Annotated in this window: 9 protein-coding genes, 1 tRNA gene, 1 other RNA gene and 1 pseudogene; 6 read left to right on the top strand and 6 right to left on the bottom strand. The window is 58.7% G+C overall.

What is annotated here, in order from left to right:
- Positions 1-87 precede the first annotated feature (87 nt).
- Genes AC5RE1_RS07510 through AC5RE1_RS07520 form a run of 3 tightly spaced genes read left to right on the top strand, consistent with a single transcriptional unit; the run spans position 88 to position 3,915 of the window.
- Entirely contained in the window at positions 88-1,014 is a 927-nt protein-coding gene (locus AC5RE1_RS07510; protein WP_006680682.1) for an ABC transporter permease, read from the top strand.
- Positions 1,007-1,975 (top strand): ABC transporter permease, encoded by a 969-nt coding sequence (locus AC5RE1_RS07515; RefSeq protein WP_006680683.1) that lies wholly within the window; start codon positions 1,007-1,009, stop codon positions 1,973-1,975. Before AC5RE1_RS07510 ends, AC5RE1_RS07515 begins: the two co-directional genes overlap by 8 nt.
- Positions 1,972-3,915, top strand: a complete 1,944-nt coding sequence (locus AC5RE1_RS07520) for a dipeptide ABC transporter ATP-binding protein (protein ID WP_219810956.1) — start codon at positions 1,972-1,974, stop codon at positions 3,913-3,915. The genes AC5RE1_RS07515 and AC5RE1_RS07520 overlap by 4 nt, the downstream gene beginning before the upstream one ends.
- Positions 3,916-4,032: 117 nt before the next feature.
- Here AC5RE1_RS07520 and AC5RE1_RS07525 read toward each other — a convergent pair whose 3' ends face one another.
- From AC5RE1_RS07525 to AC5RE1_RS07550, 6 genes and pseudogenes are all read right to left on the bottom strand, one after another.
- Positions 4,033-4,797 (bottom strand): HNH endonuclease family protein, encoded by a 765-nt coding sequence (locus AC5RE1_RS07525; protein ID WP_103632995.1) that lies wholly within the window; start codon positions 4,795-4,797, stop codon positions 4,033-4,035.
- 316 nt (positions 4,798-5,113) lie between these two features.
- Positions 5,114-5,989: an ABC transporter substrate-binding protein gene (locus AC5RE1_RS07530; RefSeq protein WP_179370317.1), complete on the bottom strand. Its 876-nt coding sequence runs from the start codon at positions 5,987-5,989 to the stop codon at positions 5,114-5,116.
- Between the two features lie 171 nt (positions 5,990-6,160).
- Positions 6,161-6,787, bottom strand: a pseudogene (locus tag AC5RE1_RS07535) (ABC transporter permease); the annotation flags it as partial.
- Positions 6,760-7,452 (bottom strand): ABC transporter permease, encoded by a 693-nt coding sequence (locus AC5RE1_RS07540; RefSeq protein ID WP_179370108.1) that lies wholly within the window; start codon positions 7,450-7,452, stop codon positions 6,760-6,762. The gene AC5RE1_RS07540 and the pseudogene AC5RE1_RS07535, both read right to left, overlap by 28 nt.
- On the bottom strand, positions 7,449-8,270 hold the full coding sequence (locus AC5RE1_RS07545) for an ABC transporter ATP-binding protein (protein WP_179370109.1): 822 nt from the start codon (positions 8,268-8,270) through the stop codon (positions 7,449-7,451). The genes AC5RE1_RS07540 and AC5RE1_RS07545 overlap by 4 nt, the downstream gene beginning before the upstream one ends.
- Before the next feature lie 294 nt (positions 8,271-8,564).
- Entirely contained in the window at positions 8,565-9,962 is a 1,398-nt protein-coding gene (locus AC5RE1_RS07550) for a uracil-xanthine permease family protein (RefSeq protein ID WP_460257167.1), read from the bottom strand.
- A 254-nt stretch (positions 9,963-10,216) separates the two neighbouring features.
- On the opposite strand from AC5RE1_RS07550, the gene AC5RE1_RS07555 reads away from it, so the two are divergent.
- The 3 genes from AC5RE1_RS07555 to ffs all read left to right on the top strand — a co-directional run bounded on the left by AC5RE1_RS07555 (position 10,217) and on the right by ffs (position 11,299).
- Positions 10,217-10,951 (top strand): glutamine amidotransferase-related protein, encoded by a 735-nt coding sequence (locus tag AC5RE1_RS07555; protein ID WP_285069524.1) that lies wholly within the window; start codon positions 10,217-10,219, stop codon positions 10,949-10,951.
- Positions 10,952-11,038: 87 nt separating this feature from the next.
- Positions 11,039-11,123: transfer RNA gene (locus AC5RE1_RS07560), tRNA-Ser, on the top strand.
- 80 nt (positions 11,124-11,203) lie between these two features.
- Positions 11,204-11,299, top strand: an RNA gene (gene ffs / locus AC5RE1_RS07565) — signal recognition particle sRNA small type.
- Positions 11,300-11,676: the final 377 nt, after the last annotated feature.

Below are 11,676 nucleotides of genomic sequence, written 5' to 3' on the forward strand. Positions count from 1 at the left end.
CAGGTGGGCTGTGCCCGCTTGCTTGCTAGTTTTCATAAGCAAGGCGGCGAAGACTCTAGTTCCTAACCACATCTCAAAGGACTGTCCATGTTGCGTTACATCGGACGTCGACTCCTTCAGACCATCCCGGTTTTCTTCGGAGCCACGTTCCTGATCTTCGCGATGGTGTACCTCATGCCTGGTGACCCCGTCGCAGCCCTTGGCGGCGACCGAGGGCTTTCTGAAGCTGCGTACGCTGAAATTGCTGCGAAGTACAACCTCGATAAGCCGTTCTGGATGCAGTACCTGCTTTACCTCAAGGGCGTGTTCACGCTTGATTTCGGTACGACATTCTCCGGACAGCCGGTAACTGCAGTGATGGCGCGTGCCTTCCCGATTACGGTGAAGCTTGCACTGTACGCCATGGCGATTGAAGCAATCCTCGGTATTCTTGCCGGCGTCGTTGCCGGTGTTCGCCGCGGTGGCATCTTCGACTCCACCATTCTTGTCTTCTCGCTTCTGCTGATTTCCGTCCCGACCTTCGTCCTCGGCTTCGTCCTGCAGTTCGTCCTCGGTGTGAAACTAGGAGTATTCCCGACTACAGTCGGCGCGCACGTCAGCCTTCAGTCGTTGACCATGCCGGCAATCGTGCTTGGTGGCGTCTCGCTGGCATACGTGATTCGCCTGACTCGCCAGTCTGTTTCTGAGAACGTGTCTGCTGACTACGTCCGCACCGCTCGCGCGAAGGGCCTGAAGGGTGGCACGGTTATGACCCGCCACATCCTGCGCAACTCGCTGATCCCGGTTGCAACGTTCCTTGGTGGCGACCTTGGCGCCCTCATGGGGGGCGCGATCATCACGGAAGGCATCTTCAATATCTCCGGTGTTGGTGGCACGCTCTGGCAGGCCATCGTCAAGGGCGAACCCGCCACCGTCGTTTCCGTGACTACCGTTCTGGTGCTCGTGTACATCTTCGCCAACCTTGTTGTTGACTTGCTGTACGCCGTGCTCGACCCGAGGATCCGCTATGAGTGATTACATTCCCTCCGCAAACATCGAACGCACCCGAACCGGTCAACGCCACTTCGTTTCCGATATCGACGAAACCGGTCTTGGTGCAGTTGACGCCGTTGCCGACGATCGCGCGCCTTCATCGCTCTGGGGCGAGGCATGGAAGTCCCTACGCAAGCGCCCGCTCTTCTGGGTGGCTCTGACCATCATCGTGATCGCGATCGCGATCGCAGCATTCCCGAACGTGTTCACCAGCCAGGACCCGCGTTTCTGCGAGCTTTCGAACTCGCTGAAGGGTCCGTCGGACGGCCACCCCTTCGGTTTCAACCGTCAGGGTTGTGACATCTACGCTCGCATCGTCTTCGGTGCCCGCGCATCCGTTTCCGTTGGTGTTCTGACGACCATCTTCGTCGTCATCATCGGTGGCGTGATCGGCGCGATTGCCGGCTACTTCGGTGGCTGGTTCGATGCTCTGCTCTCGCGTATTACCGATATCTTCTTCGCAATCCCGTTGCTCCTGGCAGCAATCGTCTTCATGCAGATGTTCAAGGAAAACCGAAACATCTGGATGGTTATCTTGGTTCTGTCCCTCTTCGGCTGGACTCAGATCGCGCGTATTACTCGTGGTGCCGTGATGTCGGCGAAGAACGAAGAGTTTGTCACCGCTGCCCGCGCCACCGGCGCATCAAAGGCTCGCATTCTCATGAGCCACATCATCCCGAACTCGATGGCTCCGATCATTGTGTACGCGACGGTTGCTCTGGGTACGTTCATCGTTTCCGAAGCGTCCCTGTCCTTCATGGGTATCGGTCTTCCGTCAACGGTCGTTTCGTGGGGCGCCGATATTTCGGCCGCACAGGCGTCGTTGCGTACGAACCCGATGGTTCTTTTCTACCCGGCTTTGGCTCTCGCGATGACCGTCCTCAGCTTCATCATGATGGGTGATGCGGTCCGTGACGCCCTCGACCCGAAGGCACGCAAGTGAGCGAAGAGAATATGACTACTCCGAACGAGGACGCCATCGAAGAGGCCATCAACACGATGGTGCTCGGCGAAGGCAAGGCTGATGCTTCTCAGACCGTTAGCGAATCGGCTGCTCCCGAAGAGGTTCACCCTGAGGACGCCAACCCGCTTCTGAAGATCACTGACCTTGAGGTCACCTTCACCACGTCGACCGGTATCGTTCCGGCTGTCCGTGGCGCAAACCTGACCATCTACCCCGGCCAGACGGTCGCTATCGTGGGCGAGTCCGGTTCCGGTAAGTCGACGACTGCTGCTGCGGTCATCGGCCTGCTCCCGGGCACCGGTAAGGTCACCGGCGGTTCCATCGAATTCGACGGTGAAGAGATCACGAACCTCACCACGAAGGAATGGGTTCGTTTGCGAGGCTCCGGTATCGGCCTGGTTCCCCAGGATCCGATGTCGAACCTGAACCCTGTTCTGCGCGTTGGTACGCAGGTCAAGGAAGCTCTTGTCGCCAATAACGTTGTTCCGAAGTCCCAGACTGGTGAGCGCGTGGCTCAGCTTCTTGAAGAGGCCGGCTTGCCGGACGCAGAGCGTCGCGCCAAGCAGTACCCGCACGAGTTCTCCGGCGGTATGCGTCAGCGCGTGCTGATCGCTATTGGAATGGCGGCTCGTCCGAAGTTGCTGATCGCTGACGAACCGACGTCCGCTCTGGACGTGACCGTTCAGCGTCGCATCCTCGATCACCTTGGTTCGCTGACCCGCGAACTGGGCACCGCTGTTCTGTTCATTACGCACGACCTTGGCCTTGCTGCTGAGCGTGCCGAACAGCTGGTGGTTATGCACCGTGGTCGCATTGTTGAATCCGGCCCCGCGTTGGAGATCCTGCAACACCCGCAGCACCCGTACACGAAGCGTCTTGTTTCGGCTGCTCCGTCGCTGGCGTCGGCTCGTATTGAGTCCGCTCACGCTCACGGTATTTCTGTGACGGAGGAAGAGCTGACGGGCGCAGGTAAGGGCGCAACGTCGACCGAGGAAATCGTTCGCGTTGAGCACCTGACCCGTGAGTTCGATATCCGTGGATCGAAGGGTGAGGCTAAGAAGCTGATTGCCGTTGATGACGTGACCTTCGGTTTGCGTCGCGGTACGACCCTGGCGGTTGTGGGCGAGTCCGGTTCCGGTAAGTCGACCGCAGCGAACATGGTGTTGCACCTGCTGTCGCCGACGTCCGGCAAGGTTTTCTTCGACGGCAAGGACACGTCCGAGATGAGCGACAAGGAGCTCTTTGCTCTACGTCGTCGCCTGCAGGCAGTATTCCAGAACCCGTACGGTTCGCTGGATCCGATGTTCTCGATCTTCCGCATCATCGAAGAACCGCTCCGCGTCCACGGCTACGGCACGATGGCGTACGCCGAGCAGGAGTTTGCTCGTGCGATGGCGACCGGTCGTGAGCCTGAAAAGTGGATCTCGGCTCTGATGGAAGCAAAGAACGCTGGACGTTCTTTGACTGCCGCGGAGAAGAAGGAATTCAATCCGAAGCATCTGCGTATCGAGCGCGTGTCTGAGCTTCTGGACATGGTTGCTTTGCCACGTTCCGCGATGCGCCGTTACCCGAACGAGCTGTCCGGTGGTCAGCGTCAGCGTGTGGCCGTGGCTCGCGCGCTTGCCCTGAACCCCGAGGTCATCGTTCTTGACGAGGCAGTTTCGGCTCTGGACGTTCTGGTTCAGAACCAGATCCTGTACTTGCTGAATGATCTTCAGGCTCAGCTAGGTCTGTCCTACCTGTTCATCACCCACGACTTGGCGGTTGTTCGTCAGATCGCTGACGACGTGGTCGTTATGGAAAAGGGCAAGCTGGTGGAGCAGAATTCGACGGACGCGCTGTTCAATAATCCGGTGCAGGATTACACGCGCGAGCTGATCGAGGCGGTTCCTGGACGTCAGATTCAGTTGAACCTCTGAGGCTCGCCGATCGTGCGCCTGGGTGCGCACGAACCCAGTGAATAGTTGACGAGGCCGGGCGGGGCGACAAGGGTTGCTCCGCCCGCCTTGTTATATCGACGACCCTGATCGCGGTAGCTATGAGGCCTTACAGCCTGCTAGAACGCTTGCCATCTTTGATTGCTCAGCAGAGGTAATGGTGAGCCCCCACGTGTATTTCACGTTGATCTGCTTCGTGACGTAGGCACACCGGAAGTCAGCGTTTGGGGGTAGCCACTTGTCGGCGGATGCTGCACCCTTGTCTTTATTCGTTTGACCGTCGACGGCTAACAAATTGTTCTGGTCATTCCCGAAGCGTTGACGCTGGGTGTCGTCCCACTGCCACGCGCCCGACCTCCATGCGTTTCCTAACGCGACAACGTGGTCAATCTGTACGAGAGCGGATGTCTCTTGTCCGCGCTGGAAGTTGATCGTGGAACCTGTATACGGGTCGTCCAAGGTTCCCGTCAGGACAATGCAGTCACGTGTCTTCGGCTTATACGTCACGTTCGTGAGATCGCGCGCGAGCACGTCGTTCCGAGTATCGCACCCGTTATGGTCCTCGTCCGCCCAGGCGTGCCCGAACTGGTCGCGATCGTAGTCGGGTGCGTCATCATGATCGAGAACGGTGAGTGCTTTCAGTTGCCTCGCAGCTTCGCTGGGAGGCAGATCGTCGACGGAAACTGAGTGGGGGACGAGGAAGCCAACATCGTTCCACAGGCGGCCGAGCATAAAACGGAACGAGGGAAAAACACAATACGACCCGATACAGATGATGATCAACGCGACCGCGATGTCACCGATGCGGAGGGCTCTTCCATGAACCCTGCCACGACCGCGTGACGAAGTACGTCGTTTTCCCACGTGCTGCGCTCCTTTCTGCGGGCTGATCTCAGTCGCATTGGCGAGGCGAGGTGCAAGTCCAGCAAGCATCGTCGGCGACTAAAGAAGAGTATGTGGTCCTTACTAGTGTGACGCACGCTGAGGACAAAGGGAGGTTATCCACAAGCAGGCGTCTACGGTGAAGACGACTTGAAGATTTCTTCGAGCCGGCAATTCCGGTGTCATCCATAAGGAGGTACGTGCAACCGTTGATCAGCGCACGATCATGCGTTAATAAGTGTGATCCCTACCATGTAGAAACCAAATTGCACAACGCGCTCAAGGCCGAAATTTTGCTTTAAATCAGCCCTTTGCGCTCCAACCATGAGCGAGCAATGGTAGCCGCCGGCGCGCCATCTTCGGTCGATTGACGGTTCATCTCCACCAGATCCGCGCTCTCAAGGGTCGCGGACACGCGATTGATCACGGTAGTCGCGGCCTCGTCGATTCGCGGGGAGACGATCGGCACCACGTGGGAGGCCAGGAATAACCCCTTCGGGTCCTCCAAGACTGTCAGATCTGAACCCGCCAGCGACGGGTCAGCCGAATAGATGTCGACCAGTTGCACGTCGCCGTCACGCAGAGCCTTCAGCGTGAGCGCGCCACCCGAGTCCTCGATCGGCGTGAACGTCGCGGTCACGCCGTACATGGACTTCAGTCCAGCCGGACCGTAGGGGCGCGTTGCCAACTCCGAATTGCCGCCGATCTTTACCGATCCCACGGATGCGAGGTCGCCGATCGTCGTCAGCGAGTGTTCGTTCGCGAACTCGGTCGTCACCACGTACGAATCCTGGTCGGCAGCAGGCGTGGCGTTCAGCACGCGCAGTCCGTCCGGCAGAGTGGCGCTCAGAGCCTCGTACACCTCGTCTGCGCTGGTCTGCGTCGCATCGGCATCCAAGTACTGCAACAGTGAACCCGTGTATTCGGGGAACACGTCGATCGCGCCCGCCTGAATTTCTGGCATGTAGACCTCACGCTGGCCGATGCGCAGTTCACGAGTGACCGCGAATCCGGCCTCCTCGAGGGCGATGGCGTAGGTTTCGGCGATGATTTCGTTCGAGTAATAGTCCTGCGATCCGACGATGATCGTCTCGCGCCCGTTCGATTGTGAGCTCGGGTCGAAGGTTGCTGCGGTCGCACACGCGCTGGTCGTCAGAGCAGTGGCGCCGAGCATTGCGGTGACAGCTTTGCGCTTGCGTTTTACCGCCGAGCGAGTCGCGGCGCGCGCATTGCTTTCGTTCTTCGTTGTGCGTCGTCCAAAGAATCGACGAGGCCGCTCAGCGTTCCCAGTGCCTTCGCCATTCAGGCGCGGGTTGCGTGATGCTCGCACCCACAGGGCGTCCAGAATCAATGCGAGGGCGACAACCAGGATCGCGCCACCAATCATCTGCCCGTAATCGCGGGTTTTCAGACCTGTGTAGAGGAAACGACCCAGCCCAGCGTCCGCGGTGTACGCCGCGAGCGTTGCGGTGGCGACAACCTGCAGGGTCGTCGAGCGCAAGCCACCAATAATCAAGGGAAGCGCGGCGGGCAGTTCAACTTCGCGTACGACTTGCATTTCGGTCAGGCCGATAGCTCGAGCAGCGTCCACCGTTGTCGGAGAGGCTGACCTGATACCGGAATACGTTGCTGACAGCATCGGAGGAACCGCCAAAATCAGAAGCGCTAAGAATGGTGCTGACAAGCCAATACCCAGCCACAAGCCGATTAAAGTCAGAACACCCAGCGTCGGGATCGCTCGCGCCACCCCGAACGTCGCGCTCATTAGCGTGACAAAACGGCCGGTGTGCCCGATGTAAATACCAATTGGCAGCGCAATCAGGCCGGCAATGGTGACAACGCCGACAGTCACGCCAAGATGTTGAACAATACGAATGAGGATCCCCGTGGACCCCGTCCAATGGCCACCAGCAAACAGCCATGTCAATGCATCCATGAGCAAGCTCATGCGGCCACCTCCGCCTTCAAACATGGGTTAGAAACAGGGGAGCGATGAGGCGCGGATCCCGGCCTCGTCCACGGGGTGAGCAGGGTGCCCACGGCGATGGTCAGCGCATCCAAAACAAGCGCGACCAGAACGGTTGCAACCAAGCCGGCGAATACCTCGGACACCAGACCTCGCTGGAATCCGTCGGTGAACAGCGTGCCCAGCGAGCGAATCCCGATGAACGCACCTACGGTCACTAGCGACACCGTCGACACAACGACCACGCGTACGCCCGCGATGATGACGGGCAAGGCTAGTGGGAGTTCGACTCCGATGAACTTACGCCATGAGCTCATGCCAGCGGCGTCCGCAGACTCGAGAACCGAAGCTGGCAGAGAGGTAAACGCATTCGCGACCTGACGGATCAGCACCGCGATCCCGTAGAGCGCAAGAACGATGATGATGTTCAGCTCGCTCCGGAGCGCAATTCCTACGATCACGGGGATCACAACAAGCATTGGCAGTGAGGGAATCGCATACAGCAACGACAGTGCGGTCAATAGTGGGCTACCCCAGCGCTTCGAACGCGTAGAAGCCCAACCGACCGGGATTGAAATGATGACCGCGGCCAGAATTGCTGGTATCGCGATGCGTAGGTGCGCGACAGTAAGCTCCCAGAGTAGTAAGTAGTTTTGCGACAGCCAACTCATCGGAGTTCGCCTTCCGGCAACAGGCCGAGCGGACGGCCATCCGGGTCAGAAACGAGTGTGCCTGCGGGCGTGGACTTCATACTCAGACGGCGCTGGCCGGACGACCCGACGAAGGACGCGACAAAGTCGTTCGCGGGGTTCGTCACGAGGTTCTCGGACGTGCCCACCTGCGCTAGGACGCCACCGGTCTGCAGAACAGCGATCTGGTCGCCGAGCATGAACGCCTCATCTAAGTCGTGCGTAACGAACAGGATGGTCGTGCCCACGCGGTCACGCAGGTCGCGGAGCTCCCGTTGCAGGTCGGCGCGAACCAGCGGGTCCAGTGCGCCGAAAGGTTCGTCCATCAGCAGAATGTCCGCTTCGTTTGCGAGCGCGCGAGCAACACCCACGCGCTGACGCTGGCCACCTGACAGCTGCGCCGGATAGCGTTTCGCGAGGCCTCGATCCAAACCAACCAGGTCCATCAGCTCTAGCGCGCGTTTCGCCGATTCTCTACGCGAGGCACCCTCAAGACGCGGAACCGTCGCAATGTTGTCAACAATGCTGCGATGCGGGAAAAGTCCAGCATCCTGGAGCACGTATCCGATCGAGCGACGTAACTTCACCGGGTCCACATCCGCAACATCCTGCCCGCGCACGACCACGCGCCCAGACGTGGGGGAGAGCATCCGATTCACCATCCGCATCAGCGTCGTCTTGCCCGACCCCGACGTGCCCAGCAGGACCGTCGTCGTATGAGGCTCAACGTACAGAGAAACGTCATCCAACGCCGTCGTCCCGTTCGGGAACACGTGCGAGATGTGGTCGAAAGTAATCACCGAGATGTCTCCTTTCGACGAAGACATGGAAGGGGAGGTGCGCAGGACATTACTGACCCTGGACACCATTCAAAGGTCTACCGGTATGAACGCCAAGGCTTCCCAAGATATTCAACCAATGTCAGCGAGTTTTAGTGACCTTGCGCATCTTCACTGTGGGAATTGCATGAAAATAGCCGGTGAGTGCCCCGCAGGGGGCAGTCACCGGCTATTCGCTCTGTAACTGGCCTCGTCAATTGGTGCTTACTGGATGTGCACCGAGGCTGTAGTCGGACTGAGCCGACTTCGCGTCAATCACGCTTCAGTTGAAGGTGCCTTCCGACGCTTCGCGTAGGGTTCGGACTCGAGTTCCGTGCCAGCGGGAACCGATGCGGGCGAAACCTGTTCGAGGTTCGTACCACGGGCCTTCGAGATCCAGCGCATGAGGTGGTAGATGACAATCGCTGCAACGGAGCCGAGCGCAATACCGGAGAAGGTCATCTTGCCAGCAATCAGCGTGTAGTCGGCGATGGCGACAACCATGGCGACCGCAGCGGTGTTCAGGTTAACCGGATCGGAGAAATCAACGCGGTTCTGAACCCAGATACGAACACCGAGCATGCCGATCATGCCGTAGAGGATCGTTGCCGCTCCACCGAGGACACCGGCTGGGATCGTTGCGATGATCTGGCCGAACTTCGGCAGCATTGACAGGGCGAGAGCGGTGAAAGCTGCGACCACGTAAGCGGCGGTCGAGTAGACGCGGGTTGCGGCCATAACGCCAATGTTCTCGGCGTAAGTCGTCGTACCGGAGCCGCCACCGAAGCCTGCGATCATCGTGGACAGGCCGTCGGCGAAGAGTGCGCGACCGGTGACATCATCCAGGTTCTCGCCGGTCATTGCGGACACGGACTTCACGTGACCGATGTTCTCAGCCATGAGGACCAGGACAACCGGGACGAACAGGCCTATCAGTGACAGGTCGAAGGCCGGGGCACGGAACGCCGGGGCGCCAACCCAGTCGGCGTTTGCGATGGCGGAGAAGTCGACCTCGCCACGGATGCAGGCGGTTGCGTAGCCAATCAGAACACCGATGAGGATCGCGAGGCGACCGATGATGCCCTTGAATAGGACCGTGATCAGCAGGATCGAAACGATCGTGACGGTTGCGGTCAGCGGGGCGGTCTTCACGTTGTTCCATGCGCTAGGCGCAAGGTTGAAGCCGATCAGGGAGACGATTGCGCCGGTCACCACCGGGGGCATCAGCTTGTCGATCCAAGCAGCACCCGCGAAATGAACGATCAGGCCGATGATGAACAGCGAGCCACCGGCCATGATGATGCCACCCTGTGCCAGGGAAGCAAGATGGTCGTCGATGGTCTGGCCACCGCCGGCAACGTAGCCGGTCACCGCGCCGATCGGTGCGATCAGCGCGAAGGATGAGCCGAGGTATGAGGGAAGGCGTCCGGCTGTGATGAGCAGGAACAGCAGGGTTCCGAAGCCGGTGAAGAAGAGAGTTGTTGACGGGTCGAAGCCGGTCAGCAGTGGAACGAGGAAGGTTGCGCCGAACATTGCAACAACATGCTGAATGCCGATGCCGATTGTTCGAGGCCACGTGAGTCGCTCGCTGGGGGAGACAACCTCGCCGGGGGCAATGGAAGTGCCGTCACCGTGCAGGGTCCAGCGGAAGAAGCCACGGGAATTATCGCTCATGGAAGAGCTCTCCGATCTGATCAGTTGATGGGCAGGGCCGTTTCACCGGTCAGAACACCAGATTAGCCCGCAGTGATATTGCGCCGGTAGTTTGGCGTCCGTTCTGTGACCGGATAGGCGCGAAGATACAATTTGGTGCAAGGTTGGGACTGCGTATTTTCATCTGCGGTGTGGTGACGAGGCTCCTTGCGGATCGACAGTCTTCATTCTGAGAATTGTTAGACCATTTCCAAGTCTTTACCTATCCTTGACGTATGAAACCTCTCTTGCTGGTGTCGACACGTCCCGAAGACGTTGAAGTTGAAGCGGAATACCGTTCGTTTCAGCGAACGACCGGCCTAGCAGAAACCGAGCTTGAACAGGTCAGACTCGACATGCTCGGTCTGCCTGACATTGATGTTGAGGCCTATTCCGGCATCATCGTTGGTGGATCTCCCTATGGGACGACAACGTCCGACGTCCACAAGTCGGCGACGCAGAAGCGCGCTGAAGCTGAACTGTTCCACCTTCTTCACGATGTGACGACCGCTCACGTTCCCTGTTTTACAACCGGGTATGGAACGGAAGTTGCGGCTGTTCTGATGGGTGGTCAGGTGACGACCAAGTGGGCTGAGCCCGCGCAGATCACCGAGATTTATATGGTTGCCGAGCATGCGGATGATCCGATCTTGGAAGGGGTTTCCCGCACGTTCTACACCTATGTGAACCACACAGAAGCCGTTGAAGAGCTCCCCGAAGATGCGGTCTTGTTGGCGAAATCGCTGACCTGTCCCGCTGAAGTCATGCGGTTTTCAGACAACTTCTACGCGACGCAGTTCAATCCGGAAATCGATTCCGATGCGATTCGTGCTGCCCTTGAACGCTATGAAGATGCGGGTTATCCGGGCACCGATGATGTGGAATCGCTGATGCTTGCCGGGCGCCTAGGGGCGTGTGACCATCAGGCGGGCAAGCTGGTTCGCAATTTCGTTCGCCTTTTTGGTGCGTGACCTATCCCATGAGGGTGTTCGATGTGCTGAGTTAGCATTTTTAGACCGTTTCAGCCTAAGATAAGCAAGCGCACTGATGTGCGTGCTGGAGGATTCGCCTAGTGGCCTATGGCGCACGCTTGGAAAGCGTGTTGGGTGCAAGCCCTCGGGGGTTCGAATCCCCCATCCTCCGCGGTTGTCCCGTCATCCTTTGGGTGGCGGGACTTTTGTTTTTCCGAATCGCCTTTATGTGGTGGCATGTGTAAACTGGGGAGCGATCCTCCGTGTGACGGTATCATCTGAACCTCCCCAGGGCCGGAAGGCAGCAAGGATAAGGGTGCGCTGCCGGGTGCGCGGAGGGTCCTTTTATTTTCCGCTTATATTCCGCACAGGCGCGGAATGGGAACGAAAACATGACGAACGCTCCTTCGCGGCATCGCTCGTGTGATCCTGCTCGACGTATCTGACTCAGATCGCGCCGACTACGCGTTGAGAGGGTGCCTCGTACCCCGTTTTTCCGGACGCGAAAAGCGTGCGACGGTGGTACGAGGCCCCTTCTTTATGTGGTTTCGGTCATTTACAGGGAGACTAAAATAGGAATAAATGGCTTGAATGAGCCCGCAATGGACTATTGATGTGATGCAAGCCCCATCTGCGAGTTTGTCATTGCGGGGTCTCGCGCGTAAAGTTGTTTTCAGCCAAACGGCGATGCGCTCGTAGCTCAATGGATAGAGCATCTGACTACG

The organism is Actinotignum sp. usb-actsch-rep-73 (assembly GCF_059082735.1).

Coding starts and splice junctions, on each gene's coding strand:
- AC5RE1_RS07510 (WP_006680682.1), top strand. CDS start 88: ATGTTGCGTTACATCGGACGTCGACTCCTTCAGACCATCCCGGTTTTC.
- AC5RE1_RS07530 (WP_179370317.1), bottom strand. CDS start 5,989: ATGCTCGGCGCCACTGCTCTGACGACCAGCGCGTGTGCGACCGCAGCA.
- AC5RE1_RS07515 (WP_006680683.1), top strand. CDS start 1,007: ATGAGTGATTACATTCCCTCCGCAAACATCGAACGCACCCGAACCGGT.
- AC5RE1_RS07540 (WP_179370108.1), bottom strand. CDS start 7,452: ATGAGTTGGCTGTCGCAAAACTACTTACTACTCTGGGAGCTTACTGTC.
- AC5RE1_RS07555 (WP_285069524.1), top strand. CDS start 10,217: ATGAAACCTCTCTTGCTGGTGTCGACACGTCCCGAAGACGTTGAAGTT.
- AC5RE1_RS07550 (WP_460257167.1), bottom strand. CDS start 9,962: ATGAGCGATAATTCCCGTGGCTTCTTCCGCTGGACCCTGCACGGTGAC.